The 15,325-nt window shown below is 31.8% G+C and carries 12 protein-coding genes; 4 read left to right on the forward strand and 8 right to left on the reverse strand.

Annotated features, from left to right (window positions below; translation table 11 throughout):
- Window positions 1-12: 12 nt before the first annotated feature.
- The 5 genes from pyk to GKF99_RS04995 form a co-directional block, all read right to left on the reverse strand.
- Window positions 13-1,770, reverse strand: coding sequence for a pyruvate kinase (pyk, locus tag GKF99_RS04975; RefSeq protein WP_094207276.1), 1,758 nt, complete (start codon window positions 1,768-1,770; stop codon window positions 13-15).
- Between the two features lie 12 nt (window positions 1,771-1,782).
- Window positions 1,783-2,742 (reverse strand): 6-phosphofructokinase, encoded by a 960-nt coding sequence (gene pfkA / locus GKF99_RS04980; protein WP_094207277.1) that lies wholly within the window; start codon window positions 2,740-2,742, stop codon window positions 1,783-1,785.
- 9 nt (window positions 2,743-2,751) lie between these two features.
- Window positions 2,752-6,237 (reverse strand): DNA polymerase III subunit alpha, encoded by a 3,486-nt coding sequence (locus tag GKF99_RS04985; RefSeq protein ID WP_154272783.1) that lies wholly within the window; start codon window positions 6,235-6,237, stop codon window positions 2,752-2,754.
- Window positions 6,238-6,301: 64 nt separating this feature from the next.
- Window positions 6,302-7,219: a DNA-binding protein WhiA gene (gene whiA / locus GKF99_RS04990; RefSeq protein ID WP_154272784.1), complete on the reverse strand. Its 918-nt coding sequence runs from the start codon at window positions 7,217-7,219 to the stop codon at window positions 6,302-6,304.
- A 4-nt stretch (window positions 7,220-7,223) separates the two neighbouring features.
- The gene (locus tag GKF99_RS04995) at window positions 7,224-7,628 is read right to left on the reverse strand and encodes an NUDIX domain-containing protein (RefSeq protein WP_002836712.1); all 405 of its coding nucleotides are present in this window, start codon (window positions 7,626-7,628) and stop codon (window positions 7,224-7,226) included.
- Between the two features lie 163 nt (window positions 7,629-7,791).
- Here GKF99_RS04995 and GKF99_RS05000 point away from each other — a divergent pair, with 163 nt between their 5' ends.
- The 4 genes from GKF99_RS05000 to GKF99_RS05015 all read left to right on the forward strand — a co-directional run bounded on the left by GKF99_RS05000 (window position 7,792) and on the right by GKF99_RS05015 (window position 11,699).
- Window positions 7,792-8,871, forward strand: coding sequence for a 5-bromo-4-chloroindolyl phosphate hydrolysis family protein (locus GKF99_RS05000; RefSeq protein ID WP_094208775.1), 1,080 nt, complete (start codon window positions 7,792-7,794; stop codon window positions 8,869-8,871).
- A complete protein-coding gene (locus GKF99_RS05005) occupies window positions 8,871-9,989 on the forward strand; it encodes a toxic anion resistance protein (protein WP_094223567.1) in 1,119 nt (372 codons plus the stop codon). The genes GKF99_RS05000 and GKF99_RS05005 overlap by 1 nt, the downstream gene beginning before the upstream one ends.
- A gap of 92 nt (window positions 9,990-10,081) precedes the next feature.
- Window positions 10,082-11,362, forward strand: a complete 1,281-nt coding sequence (locus GKF99_RS05010; RefSeq protein WP_154272785.1) for a DUF1576 domain-containing protein — start codon at window positions 10,082-10,084, stop codon at window positions 11,360-11,362.
- A complete protein-coding gene (locus tag GKF99_RS05015; RefSeq protein ID WP_094203810.1) occupies window positions 11,355-11,699 on the forward strand; it encodes a hypothetical protein in 345 nt (114 codons plus the stop codon). The genes GKF99_RS05010 and GKF99_RS05015 overlap by 8 nt, the downstream gene beginning before the upstream one ends.
- A 52-nt stretch (window positions 11,700-11,751) precedes the next feature.
- Here the strand turns inward: GKF99_RS05015 and GKF99_RS05020 are convergent, their stop codons facing one another.
- Genes GKF99_RS05020 through GKF99_RS05030 form a run of 3 tightly spaced genes read right to left on the reverse strand, consistent with a single transcriptional unit; the run spans window position 11,752 to window position 15,309 of the window.
- A complete protein-coding gene (locus GKF99_RS05020) occupies window positions 11,752-12,687 on the reverse strand; it encodes an ABC transporter permease (RefSeq protein WP_002836720.1) in 936 nt (311 codons plus the stop codon).
- Complete coding sequence (locus GKF99_RS05025; protein ID WP_154272786.1) at window positions 12,687-13,787, reverse strand: ABC transporter permease; 1,101 nt, start codon at window positions 13,785-13,787, stop codon at window positions 12,687-12,689. The genes GKF99_RS05020 and GKF99_RS05025 overlap by 1 nt, the downstream gene beginning before the upstream one ends.
- The gene (locus tag GKF99_RS05030; RefSeq protein WP_154272820.1) at window positions 13,777-15,309 is read right to left on the reverse strand and encodes an ABC transporter ATP-binding protein; all 1,533 of its coding nucleotides are present in this window, start codon (window positions 15,307-15,309) and stop codon (window positions 13,777-13,779) included. The genes GKF99_RS05025 and GKF99_RS05030 overlap by 11 nt, the downstream gene beginning before the upstream one ends.
- Window positions 15,310-15,325 lie beyond the last annotated feature (16 nt).

Consider the following 15,325-nt stretch of genomic DNA (forward strand, 5'->3'; position numbering starts at 1 on the left):
ACCACATTACCGTTATAAAATCTTGGCTGCTCCGCGATAAACTAACCCAGCTATTGGATCAATAGTCAAAATTTCTTGATCTTTGATTTTACTTACAGCATCTTTACATCCTACAATCGTTGGAATTCCCAAATGCAATCCAACAATTGCAGCAGGTGATGTTAGGCCACCTTCTTCCACAATAATTGCAGAAGCTTTTTGAATATATGGAACGAATTCTCTTTCCAAACTGTACAATACAATTGCATTTCCATCTTCAAATTTAGAAGCCAAATCTTCTACACCTTTAGCAACTCTTGCTTTTGCAGTAACGGATTTTTTACCAATTCCTGTTCCTTCAATCAAAATATCTCCAATTGTGTGAACTTTTAATAAATTTGTAGTTCCAGAAACTCCAACCGGAAGGCCTGCTGTGATTATAATTAAATCTCCTTCGTGAACCAAATCTTTTTTGATACCCGCAGAAATTGATCTATCAATTACTTCATCAGTGTTTTCACTTAATTCGCTAAGAACTGGATGAACACCCCAAATTAAAGATAGTTTTCTCATTACACTTTCTGATGTAGTAGCTGCAACTATTGGTGACAACGGACGATATTTTGAAACATTTCTAGCTGTTGAACCTGAAGTTGTAGCAACTACAATCGCATTTGCTCCCAATTGTTCACTAATACTTCTAGTTGCAATACTTATTGCATTCGTTGTTGTAATGTCCAACCATTTCAACCTTTTATTCGCAGCTTCTTTAAACTCTTCAGAATTTTCAGTATTAATTGCAATATCATTCATAACTTTTACTGCATTTACTGGATAATTTCCTGCTGCAGTCTCTCCAGAAAGCATAACAGCATCGCTGCCGTCCAAAATCGCATTCGCTACGTCTGTAACTTCCGCTCTGGTTGGTCTTGGGTTTCTAATCATAGAATCTAACATTTGTGTCGCAGTTATAACTGGTTTTCCAGCTAATGAAGTTTTCTTGATTATTTCTTTTTGAACAATAGGCATAATTTCAGTTTGAATTTCTACGCCCAAGTCTCCTCTTGCAACCATAATCCCATCAGAAGTGTTGATTATTTCGTCCAAATTATCTACGCCTTCTTGCGATTCAATTTTAGATATTATTTTTATGTCGTTTCCGTTATTTTGTTCTAAAATTTTTCTAATATCTAATACGTCTTGTGATTTTCTGATAAAAGATGCAGCTATATAATCAATTCCATTTTCAATTCCGAATTTTATATCTGAAATATCTTTTTCAGTGATTGCTGGTAATTTTACTTTTGAATTTGGAATATTTACTCCTTTTTTGCTCTTCAAAATACCGTAGTTGTTAACTTTGCAAATCACATCTGTATCTTTTATTTCTACAACTTCTAATTCAACTAATCCATCATCTATCAATACTTTCTTCCCGATATCCAAATCATCTGGAAGTCCTTTGTAGCTCACTGAACAGATATTTTGATCTCCAGTTACGTCTCTTGTAGTTAATGTGAATTGATCACCAATTGAAAGTTGAACTTGATCAACTCCAAAATCTCCCAATCTAATTTCGGGACCTTTTGTATCTAACATTATTGCTATTGGCAAATCCAATTCTTCTCGTGCTTGTTTTATGTTTTTTATTCTTTGTAAATGCTCTTCATGACTTCCATGTGAGAAGTTCAATCTACACACGTTCATTCCACTTTGCATCAATGTTTTTAAAGTCTCTAAAGAATCTGATGCCGGACCTATAGTACAGACTATTTTAGTTTTCTTTAACATATTTACTCCTATCTATATTGAAATTTCCTTAGATATCTCGTACAAATCTTCTCTGAAATTTCTTTTTGTTGCTACTGCTTCATCTATTGGAACTGTGATTATCTTATTGTCTTTCATAGCTATTGCTAATCCTGTTTTTTCTTCCATGATTAATTTTACTGCCAAATTTCCCATTTGAGTTGCCATTAATCTATCAAAAGTACAAGGTGTACCTCCACGTTGAACGTGACCTAAAATTGTAACTTTTGTCTCAACTCCTGTTTTTTCTTCAATTATGTCTTTAATATCGTAAGCTCCACCGACTCCTTCAGCAAGCATGATTAAATGATGAAGCTTTCCTCTTTTTCTTCCTCGTTCTATCTTTTCTGTAACTTCATCGATATTTAATTCTACTTCAGGAACTAGGATTGATTCTGCTCCAGATGCAACACCTGAATAAAGAGCAATATCTCCACAATTTCTTCCCATAACTTCAATTATATTTGCTCTACCATGGCTTGAAGATGTGTCTCTTAATTTTGATATCGCATCACTAACTGTTTCAACGGCAGTAAAAAATCCAATCGTATAATCAGTATAACCCATATCGTTATCAATTGTACAAGGAATTCCAATTGTAGATATTCCTATTTTGCTTAGTGCACTTGCACCTTTAAATGAACCATCTCCCCCTAAAACGACTAGTCCATCTATTCCGAAATCCTTTAATATTTGTGCGCCTTTATTTTGACCTTCTTCAGTTTTAAATTCATTACATCTAGCAGAACCCAAAATAGTTCCACCTCTGTGGATAATATCTGCAACTGAAGACACATTCATTTCGTAAATATTTCCATTCATAAGACCATCATATCCAGATCTTATTCCCATTACTCTTATTCCATTGTAAATACAAGTTCTAGCTATAGAACGAATGCAGGCATTCATTCCAGGTGCATCGCCACCACTTGTCAATATTGCTATTGTTTTCATAATTAACCTCTATTTTAAAACTACATTTTCTCTTCCTAATAATGATACAAGTTCATCAATAGTATCATCTTCTACAGAAATTCTAAATTCATTTCCAAGCAAGTAGTTTTGTTTCTTTTCTTCAAAATATATATTTGATTGAGTATTCCCTTTGCTATTGAGTAGTATTGGTTTGACTTTATCCAAGATATAACTTGGCATATTTTTTGTAATTCTTAAAAATAATTTTGGCTGTGTTTCATCTTGTTTTTCAACGTTTGAAATAGTTTTGATACTTTGAATGTTATCTACCAAAATTTTTGGATCTTCTCCTTCAATAATATTCAATCTTCCACTCACAATCAAAATTTCATCTTCATTTAAAATATCTGAATATTGTTCGTACTTTTGTGGAAAAACTATCAATTCCATAGTTCCATACAAATCTTCAAATTTAACAAATTCCATTATCTTTTGATTTTTGGTGAATTTTTTATTGATTGATTCAATTATTCCTACGACTTTAACTCTTTTCCCGTCGAAGTTTTTCTCATTGTAATCATCATCTTCTAAGTCCCCTGTAGAAAAATTAGAATATTTCTCTATGATGTTTGAGTAAGTTCTTAAAGGATGGTCTGATAAATATATACCCAATACCTCTTTTTCCATTCTCAAAAGTTCTGATTTATCGAACTCTTCTCTTCTAGTAAAATCGTCTCGTTCATCTTCATCTTTGGACTCAAACATATCGAACAAATTTGATTGACCAGGTACGTTGTTTTTTAAACCCGATTGAACTGAGTCAATGATAGATTGGTATTGAAGCATTAATGTCGCTCTTGTTTCACCTAGAGATGTAAATGCTCCCGCTTTTATTAACGATTCAATCGATCTTTTATTTATAGCTGATTTATCTTTTGCATAAATTCTTTCCACAAAATCTCTAAAACTTTTGAATTTACCATTTTCATTTCTTGAAATAATTGTTTGCTCTATTAAATTCGTTCCTACATTTTTTATAGCTTTCAATCCATAAATTATAGAATTATCTTTCACATCAAATTTATCTAAGCTGTAATTGATATCTGGCGCCTCAATTTTTATGTCCAGTCTTCTTGCTTCTTCAATATACAACGAAAGTTGTGAAGTGTTTCCCATAACCGAAGATATAAGCGCTGCTAAGAATTCTACTGGATAATAATATTTTAACCAAGCCGTCCTCATTGCTACTAACGAATAAGCTGCAGAGTGAGATTTGTTGAATGCATACTTTGCAAAGTCTATCATCAAATCGTAGATTTTATTTGCAATATCCTCACCGACTCCTCTTCTAATAGCTCCTTCAATCAAAATATTTCCATCTTCATCTTCTTTTCCAAAGATAAATTCTTTTCTACCATCTTCCATAACTTTCATTTTTTTCTTACTCATAGCACGTCTCAAATTGTCAGCTTCTCCCAAGCTAAATCCCGCGATTTTTTGTACAATTTGCATAACTTGCTCTTGGTAAACAATCGTACCGTAAGTTGGTTTCAAAATATCTTCAAGTAACGGAGATAAATATTCAACATCTTTTTCGTTGTGTTTATTGTGAATGTAAGTCGGAATTTCATTCATTGGACCAGGTCTAAACAAAGCATTTGCAGCAATTAAATCGTCAAATTTAGTTGGCTTTAATTCTTTTAAGAAATTTCTCATGCCTTGTGATTCAAATTGAAATATTCCAAGAGTTTGTGCAACTGTAAACATTGACAAAACTTTCGGATCATTTTCGTCCATATCTTCAAAGCTTACATCTATATTTTTATTTTTTTTGATAAATTTCATGCAATCACTGATTACAGTTAAAGTTCTAAGACCCAAAAAGTCCATCTTCAGCAATCCGAGCTCTTCAAGTTCTGTCATATTGAATTGTGTAATGACAGCATCTTTGTTAATTGCCAACGGAACATATTCCATTATTGGGAGCTTAGATATAACCACACCAGCTGCGTGAGTTGATGTGTGACGTGGCATTCCTTCAACTCTTCGTGCAACATCGACTAATTTTTTTACATCACGGTTTTCTTCGTAAGCTTTTCTAAATTCCGGAGAAATTTCTAGTGATTTGTCTATATTAATATTTAAAAGATTAGGAACTTTCTTGGCTGTATCATCCACTGTTTTAAAATCCATAGCAAGAACTCTTCCAACATCCCTTATAGCATTTCTAGCTGCCATTGTTCCAAAAGTTACAATCTGAGCAACCTTATCTTCGCCGTACTTATTAACTACGTAATCTATTACTTCTTCTCTTCTTTCATAACAAAAATCTATATCTATATCTGGCATAGAAACACGTTCAGGATTCAAAAATCTTTCGAAAATTAAATTGTAATCCAATGGATTGATATCTGTAATTTCTAAGCAATAACTTATAATACTTCCCGCTGCAGAACCACGTCCAGGTCCAACAGGAATATCTTGTGATTTTGCAAATCTAATAAAATCCCAAACGATTAAAAAGTAATCGACATACCCCATCTTTTCAATTACAGATAGTTCATATTCGCATCTTTCTTTCGCTTCTTCTAATCTGTCATCATTTGCAAATCTTTTTTCTAATCCATCAAAGACGAGTTTTTTCAGATAGCTACTGTTTGTAAAGCCGTCTGGAATCGCAAAATAAGGTAGATGAAGATTACCAAATTCAAGTTCTACGTTACACATTTCTGCAATTTTTTTCGTGTTTTCAATTGCTTCAGGATAATCTTTGAACAAATCTCTCATTTGTTCTTCGCTTCTAAGGAAAAATTCTCCTGGAATGTAGCTCATTTTATTTTCTTCTTCGATTGTTTTTCCCGTTTGAAGACAGATCAAAATATTGTGTATTTTATAATCTTCTTTTTCAATATAATGAACATCATTCGTACACACAAGACCAATGCCTAATTCATTTGCTATTTTTGGAATATTTTCCATAACAACCATATCTTCTCGTGACGAATGGTTTTGTAATTCTAAGTAAAAATCTTCTCCGTAAATATCTTTTAATTCCTTTGCGACATCTTTTGCTTTATCGTATCCATACCTAATTAGAGATTCTTGTACTTCTCCTTTCAAACACGCAGACAAAGCAATGATTCCCTCAGAATATTTTCTCAAAGTATCCTTGTCCACTCTTGGTTTATAATAAAATCCTTCAACATATCCAAGTGACACGATTTTCATCAAATTAGAATAACCCGTTTGATTCTTGGCTAAAAGAACTAAATGATTGTAGAATTTATTTTCTGGATTTTTGATTTTATGATCCTTATTAGTAGTGTAGATTTCACAACCAATAATAGGTTTTATATTTCTTTTTTTGCATTCCTTATAAAACTTTACTGTTCCAAACATACTACCGTGATCAGTAATAGCGATGGCTTTCATTTGCAATTCTTCAACTTTATCCAAAAGTTTTTCGATTGGAGAAAATCCATCTAGTAAACTGTATTCTGTATGAACATGTAAATGCGTAAACGTATCTATCATTTCAAACTCCTTTAGCCTTATTTTATAATAAGTTTGGTTATTTTAAAAGAAAAATTGCTGACAATTATAAATCATCAGCAATTTTTTTAAGTTTATTAAGTCTGTAACTAACTCCAGATTTTGAAATCTTAGGAGTCATCATTTCTCCTAATTCTTTTAATGAAACATCTGGATTTTCTATTCTGGCATAAGCTAATTCCAACAATAGTGGATCTAGCGATTCAAGACCTATCGTGTTATCAATTTTTTCTATTATAAGCTTTTGTTTCAAAGCAGCATCAACCGTTTTATTCAAATTTGCTGTCTCAAAATTAAACCTTCTGTTGACATTATTTTTTATATCTTTGAATGCTCTGATATTTTCAAGTTTTAAAACACTATTATATGCTTTAGCCAAACTCAAAAAATCAGAAATTGCTTCAGCTTCTTTGATATACAAAACATAATTTTCACTTCTCTCAAAAATAGAAGATTTTATTCCAAAACCTTGAAGTAAGCCTTTTACTTGGTTACCAACATTTTCTTGCTTGAAAATCATCTCTAAATGATACATTTTTGATGGGTCATAACAAAAACCCGTCCCTAAAAAAGCCCCTTGTAGGAAACTAATTTTCTTCGTATTGGAATCAATTAATTCTTCATCAATTCCCAAATCAAAGTCAAAAGGGCTAGTTGAAGTGTGCGTATCCTCACAAAATTGTTTTGATATCTTATCATCAATCAATATTTCGTAGATATTTTTCTTACGAAGATTATTGTTGTGAATAACTTTCATATCACATTCATAATTGTAATGTTTTTTTAAATTAGAAAAGATTAATCTTGCAACTGGATTACTTTCTGTTTTTAATGTAATCTTTACACCTAATGAATTGTAATTCAAGGTACCTATTGTCTTAGTAAAAGCTGATAGCATTGCCAAAACATCATAGTCATCAAGATTACTTATTATTTCAGTTTTAATATCAGATGAAAAGCTCATATCTTTACCTTTTTTCTATAAACGATTTAGCTGTTTTTATCATATTTTTTTCTGCGCTGTGACGCACATATCTTAAAGCTTTGTCGAGATTCATAAAATCTCCTTCTGCAAAGCCTTCTTCTCTTTGTGGGATAATATTATTATCTTTCGTTACCATATAAAAATAGTGAACTGTTTTAAGAACTTTCGTGCCATCCATGTGTCTGTATTTATATTTTACATATCCAATATACTTAACAATCTCAGCTCTTAGTCCCGATTCTTCAAAAACTTCTCTAATTGCAGTTTCTTCTAAGCTTTCTCCTTTCTCTACCCTACCTTTAGGAAGAACCCATTCACCACGGAACTTTTTAAGCACAGCAACATTACCATTATTGATAACAACCCCACCTGCACTTATTTCTTCCATATATCCTCCTGTATTTTATTTTGAAAATCTAATACTATTATAAACTGAATTGAAAATATTTAAAAGTCAAAGCGATATTTAAAAATCGATTTGAATTTTTGTAAATAAAATTCATTTAATTTCAACTACTATATATGATACAATAGTAATAGGAAGGTGTGAAATGAAGAAAAACAAATTAGAAGAATATATAGATAACGCTATAAGCGACAATGATTTTTCGAAAGTTGGTGAAATAATAGAAAAATCTATTGATATGGCGTTGGATTTATCAAAAAACGGTTTAAATGTAGTTATGAACACATTTAATCTAAAACCTAAACCAAAACAACAATATCTGGCAAACAAAGACTCTAAATTAGTAACTCAAAAAAAGATTAATCCAAAAAGTTATTTTGCACTAAGAAATATTAGTTATGCTATAGGCGCTATGACTTTATTTGGCTCTGTCTCATCGTTGACCCATAGTTTACCTGATCTGTTTTCTGGTATTATGATAAGTTTGGGATTTGGTGTTGTGGGATTTTTGTCACATATACACGCATCAAAATTACAACGATTTTTACGATACAAAACAGAAATTGGAGACAATAAAATTTTAAGCGTAGAAGATTTTGCATCGGCTGTTAATCTTCCTGTCGAAAAATGTAGTAAGGAACTAATTTATTTCATAAACAAAAGATACTTCCCACAAGCTCGTGTCGTTGAAAATGGTCATTTGTTTTTATTGGACAGGACAAGCTACGATGCATACAAAGCTCATTACTTAGATGAAAGCAAATCAGAAGAAAACCAAAAAGAGATTGAATCTAACAGAGATATTACTAATTATATTACGATAACTGAAAATTTAATAACATCTGTAAAGGATTTTGATTTCAAACAAGATGTCATTAAATTAAAGGATTTGTTAGTGTCGATAAATAATCAAATTCAAAACGAAAATTCTGATGTCAATGGGCTTAATAAATTCGTTGATTATTACACTCCAACTGCTATAAATTTGGTGAAAAATTATATTCAATTTGAAAATGAAAAGAATGATATATTAAGCGTAGAAAAATCAAAAAATGATATTAAAAATGCTATTCAAAATATCAATAAAGCTTTTTCAAAGCTTTTAACAGATTTGTACAGCGATGATATTTTGAATATTAACTCGGAAATCGAAGTTATGAATACTTTGTTGTCACAAGATGGATTGATTGAGAAAAATACTATGTTTAAGAGAGGTGCTGAATAATGGAAGATAAACCTATTAAATTGACCTTGGATGTAGAAGAACCTACACTAAATGAAGTTAAAGAAGATGAAGTTTTTTACCCAGAATTTGAACAAAAAGTTAACCTTACTCCTGAGGAACAAAAAACTGTTGATGAATTTGTTAAACAAATTGATTTATCTAATTCCAACATAGTTTTACAATACGGAGTTGGAGCCCAAAAGAAAATCGCTAGTTTCTCTGAAAAAACTTTAAATTCAGTAAAGACAAAAGATCTTGGAGAAGTTGGTAATCTTTTATCTTCCGTTGTTACAGAATTAAAATCATTTGATGAAACTGAAGATAAAGGTGTGTTTGGTTTTTTCAAAAAAGGTGCAAATAAAATTACTGCTTTGAGAGCAAACTACGAAAAGGCTGAAAAAAATGTAGATGAGATTTCAAAAATTTTAGAAAATCATCAAATTACTTTGATGAAAGATATTTCATTGTTAGACCAAATGTATAAGCTAAATGAGCAATATTTTAAGGAATTAAGCATGTACATTCTTGCTGGACAAAAGAAATTGGATCAAGTAAGAAATGAAGAACTTCCAAATATGCTCAAAGAGGCCGAAAATTCTCCTAATTCTATCACTGCGCAAAAAGCAAATGATTTAAGAGATTTAGCTACTAGATTCGAAAAAAAATTACATGATCTTGAGCTTACGAGAATGGTGAGTTTGCAAATGGCTCCACAAATAAGAATGGTGCAATCTTCTAATGCTGTTATGGTAGAAAAAATCCAATCTACAATAGTGAATACTATTCCTATTTGGAAAAACCAAATGGTTTTATCATTAGGTGTTTACCATAATTCTCAAGCAGCAGAAGCCCAAAAGAAAGTTACTGATTTGACTAATGATTTGTTGCGTAAAAACGCTGACACATTGAAGATGAGCACTATCGAAACTGCAAAAGCAACTGAAAGAGGAATCGTCGATGTGGAAACAATTAGACACACAAACGAACAACTTATCAGTGCATTAGATGAAGTTCGCAATATTCAAATCGAAGGTCATGAAAATAGACTTAAAGCAAAACAAGAATTAATGGCAATGGAACAAGAATTAAAAAACAGACTTTTAAATAAGCCTAATTAATTTTTAAGGAGTGATATATTATTATCGCTCCTTTTTTGTTGAAAATTGTACTTCTTTATAATAAAATATACTAAATTATAAATGGAGGTCTTATGAAAGAGAAAGAAAAAGTTTTTCACTCAATGGGAATTTATAAACTTCTTTACACATTGGCTAGTTTGCTGATGGCAGTAGCGTTTTTGTTTAATTCTCCCACAGAAATTTTTAACGGTTTGATAACTATAATTAAAAGTCCTTGTACTTTAATTACTGATTATATGTATTTGGCAAACATTGGAGCTGCTTTTTTTAATGCCGGTTTAATTTGTTTATTGTCAACTCTTCTATCACATAATTTTAAGGTTGTTATTTCTGGACCAGGAGTTGCGGCTATCTTCACGATGACTGGATTTGCTTTTTTCGGCAAAAATATTTTCAACACAATTCCAATAACTATAGGAGTGTTGATATATGCAAAAATAGAAAACACATCAAGAGCATCCGTTATACTTCCTGCATTATTTGGTAGTGCATTGGGTCCTTTAGTTAGTGAAATAGCATTTAATTCTAGTCTATCCCCTGTACATTCAATTATAATAAGTTATCTCGTTGGAATAAGTATAGGAATGATAATGGTACCACTTTCTGGAACTTTTCTTAGATTTCATCAAGGTTATAACTTATACAATATGGGATTTACAGCAGGAATTGTAGGAATGCTTTATGTAGGAATTCTTAGAATGTTCAATGTAACCATAAAATCTGTGAACTTAGTATACCCTGTCAATGATATCAGAATAATAATATTTTTATATTTGCTATTTATTTCAATATTTTTATTGGGATTTGTAAAAAACAATTTGTCTTTTCATGGATATGAAAACATAATGTACAATTCTGGTAGATTGGCGACGGATTTTATATCGCTTGATGGTTTATATCAAACGATGATTAATATGGGCATTATGGGGCTAATAGCGACGACCTACATCATTATTGTAGGTGGCAATATAAGCGGTCCAATAATTGGCGGTATTTTTACCGTGACTGGTTTTTCTGCATTTGGTAAACACCCCAAAAACACTATACCAATTTTAATTGGTGTATTCTTAGCATCAATTTTAAATGCAGTTAATCCTCTGTCTACTTCCAGTCTTTTGGCAGCGTTATTTGGAACGACTCTTGCTCCAATTGCTGGTGAGTTTGGATTTTTCAGAGGTGTATTAGCCGGATTTTTGCACATGGCTATGGTTTTAAATATAGGAGTTGTTCACGGCGGAGTTAATTTGTACAATAATGGTTTTTCAGGTGGATTTGTCGCCGGAATTTTAGTTCCGGTATTTAGTGAAATGGATAATTTCTTAATGAGAGTGAGGTTAAAAAACGATGATTAGTAACGAAGAGAAAAAAGCAAAATTAATCGTGTCAGAAATTTTAAGTTATTTTTTCATGTACGACACAAAAAGTATAAGAATTGATTCGGAATTCAAAGACGATAAATTGATAATTATTGCCGAAGGGATGCCAACAAAAACACCACAACATCTTGAAGATATGAAAAGACTTATTAATGTAAGCAGATCTCCTCAAATTGAAGATTATTATGCAAATTTGTTGGGATGGGAATCAGATTATAATGATATAAATCTTCTTGGCTCAATGGTTGACTCTGGAATAATTTCTTATGATGGAAAAATATTGAGCTTTTATGTAGAGAGAAATTTAATTTAGATTGAATTTTAAAAAGGTAGTGTGAAATCTCACACTACCTTTACTTTTTCTATTAAAGTGCTATATCGTCTTTCAAATAAGGAATTCCATCTGCTGTAGGTGCTTTTGTTTTTCCACCAAATAGTATCAATACGATTAATGTTGCAACATAAGGAATCATTGATATTAATTCTGATGGTATCGGAAGATTTGTTCCTCCCAAGACAACTGATAATGATTGAGCGAATCCGAAGAATAACGCTGCTAACATAACACCTTGTGGAGTCCATTTACCGAATATTACTGTAACCAAAGCTATGAAGCCTTGACCAGCAACTAATGCAGGAAAGAATGAAGATACTAGTGAAATAGACATTGTAGCTCCACCTAAACCAGCCATAAATCCGGAGAATAAAACAGCCATGTATCTAACGAAAAATACATTTATATTCAAAGTTTCTGCTGCTTTAGGATGTTCACCAACTGCAATTAATCTCATTCCCCATTTTGTTTTGTACATAAATATATAAATCAAACATACTAGAACAAATACCAAATAAACTGTAGCAGGTAATGAAATTACATTAGCTAAGAATTTATTTTGAATTCCGTCAAATAATACTGGAATTTTGTATTGTGGTTCAATTGGTTTTGTTTGAGTTGCTCCATCGAAAAATATTCTGGAAACAAATAGTGCAACACCAGGTCCTAAATAGTTTATAGCAATTGCAGAAATAGTTTGATCTCCTGCAAATGTAATGGATACTACTGCGTGAATTAAGGCAAATACCATTCCGCTTAATCCACCACACAAAAACGCTAACCAAGGATTATGAGTGTAATATCCTACAGTGGCTGCGATTAATGCACCAATTGTCATCATACCTTCAAGTCCGATGTTTGTAACTCCAGACTTTTCAGAAATCATACCACCTAATCCAGCGTATAAAATAGGAGTCGCATTTATTAATGTATTACCTATTACTAATCCTAAAAGTACTAAGTTCATTATTTGCCTCCTTTGCTTTTAAATCTAGATTTAATTATTCTGAACATCAATGGAATTGCTGTGAACAAGATGATTGTTCCCATTATGATGTTAATCATTTCAGTTGGTGCGTGTAAAACTCTTTGAACATTTGCCCCACTGTATTTCAATCCACCGAAAAATAATCCAGAGAAAATACAACCTATTGGGTTATTATTTGCAAGTAAACTTACTGCAAGTCCATCAAATCCAAAGTTTTCCATACTAGATAATGCAGAAATTGTGTATCTGTATCCTAAAACTTGAGTGATTCCACCAAGTGAACACACTGCTCCACTTATAGCCATAGATAAAGTCAATTTTTTATTGACATCAATTCCACCATATTTTGCTGCATCTTGATTAAGACCTACAGCCTTCAATTCATATCCTAAGTTTGTTTTCTTCAAAATATACCATAATAAAATTGCTGCTACAATTGCTAATATCAATCCCAAATGTATTGGAGCTTTGAAGAAGTTGTCGATTGCTTTTGGTAGTCCTTTAACATTTTGCATCAATGTTATTTTCGCAGTTTCTTGTACTTCGTGAGTTCCCATTGAGTTCGGTGCTTTGAATTTTGGATAATTTGCAACCATATTGTTAAAATAAAAAGCTATCCAGTTAAGCATTATCGTTGATATAACTTCATGTATGCCAAATTTAGCTTTCAAAAATCCAGCTAATGCTCCAAAAGCCGCCCCAGCTAACATTCCCACAATTATTACTACAGGTACATGAATAGATGCTGGTAAGTGAAGATTGTATCCCAATAAAAATGCAACCATTGTACCAACTATATATTGACCTTCTGCACCGATGTTGAATAAACCTGTTTTAAAAGCAAATGCAACACCAAGTCCTGTAAATATAATTGGAATAGCATTTACAATTGTCCAACCAACATTTTTAGGTCTTTTAAATATTCCTTCAAGCATTAGCTTGTATGCTTCTAGTGGATTATAACCTGCTAATACTAAAGCCAAAGCTCCAACCAATAGACCTATAATGATAGATAAAAGCATGAAGAATAGCTTGTTGTACTTTGTGAATATTGAATTTTTTTCATTATTATTTTTCATCTACAACACCTCCAGCCATTAATCTACCAAGTTCCATTTCATTAGTTTCTTTTGCTGGTTTTTCTCCAACAATTTTACCATCAAAAATAACTGCTATATTATCTGACAAATCCATTATTTCATCTAACTCAAATGAAACTAACAATACAGCTTTGTTTTTGTTTCTTTGATCCACTAAATATTTGTGAATAAATTCTATCGCGCCAACATCCAATCCTCTAGTTGGTTGAGCTGCTATTAACAAATCAGGATCGTTGGAAATTTCTCTGGCGATAATTACTTTTTGTTGGTTACCACCTGATAAATTCTTTGTTTTTTGATGATAATCATTAGGTCTGATATCGAATTTTTCGATTAATTGTTTTGCATTGTCATTAATAGCATCAAAATCTAACTTTAACCCTTTACTAAAAGGTTTCTTTTTAACATTTTCCAAAATTAAATTGTCAGCGATAGAATAATCCAATATAAGTCCGTGTTTTTGTCTATCTTCTGGAATTGTATTCATACCTGAATCTATAATTTCTCTTGGAGTATGATTTGTAATGTCTTTTCCTTTTAAAGTAACTTGTCCAGATTCTATTTTTCTAAGACCAGTAATTGCTTCAATCAATTCCGATTGACCATTGCCATCTACACCTGCTACACCAACAATTTCTCCTCTTCTAACTTGAAGATTCAATTTCTTTACAACGTCAATGTTTCTGGAGTCTTTTACGACTAAATCTTTAATATCTAAGACAACTTCGCCTGGTTCTTGATCTTGTTTTTCAACATTAAATCTTACATCACGACCAACCATTTTTTCTGCTAAAATATTTTCATCGATTTCTTTTACATTTAACTTATCGATAAATTTACCACGTCTAATTACAGTACAGTAATCAGCCATAGCTTTGATTTCAGATAACTTGTGTGTAATTATTATTATAGATTTTCCTAATTCTGTAAGATTTTTTACAATTTTTATGAAATCATCTATTTCTTGTGGAGTTAAAACCGCAGTCGGTTCGTCAAATATCAAAATATCTGCTCCACGATACAAACATTTTAAGATTTCAACTCTTTGTTGCATTCCTACTGAAATATCAGCAACTTTTGCTTCTGGATCGATCATCAAACCGTATTTTTCGGACAATTCTTTTACAGCGTCAATCGATTTTTTATTATCCAGAATTCCGCCTTTACTTGCTATTTCTTTTCCTAAAACAATATTTTGATAAACAGTAAATGGTTCTATAAGCATAAAATGTTGATGCACCATTCCTATACCAGTTTGTATTGCTAATTTAGGAGTCATTTGATCAAAAGTTTTTCCTTTTACTGTAACACTTCCCGATGTAGGTTCATACAACCCATAAAGTATATTCATTAGAGTTGTCTTCCCAGCTCCGTTTTCACCTAACAAAGCATGAACCTCTCCTTCATGGAGCGTGAAATTTACATTATCAAGTACTTTATTGCTGCCAAAAGATTTTGATATGTCTTTTAAATCTACAACAATGTTTTTTTCATCGTTCATGTTTTTCCCTTTCATC

This window comes from Finegoldia sp. BIOML-A2 (assembly GCF_009678315.1).
Lineage (GTDB): Bacteria > Bacillota > Clostridia > Tissierellales > Peptoniphilaceae > Finegoldia > Finegoldia magna.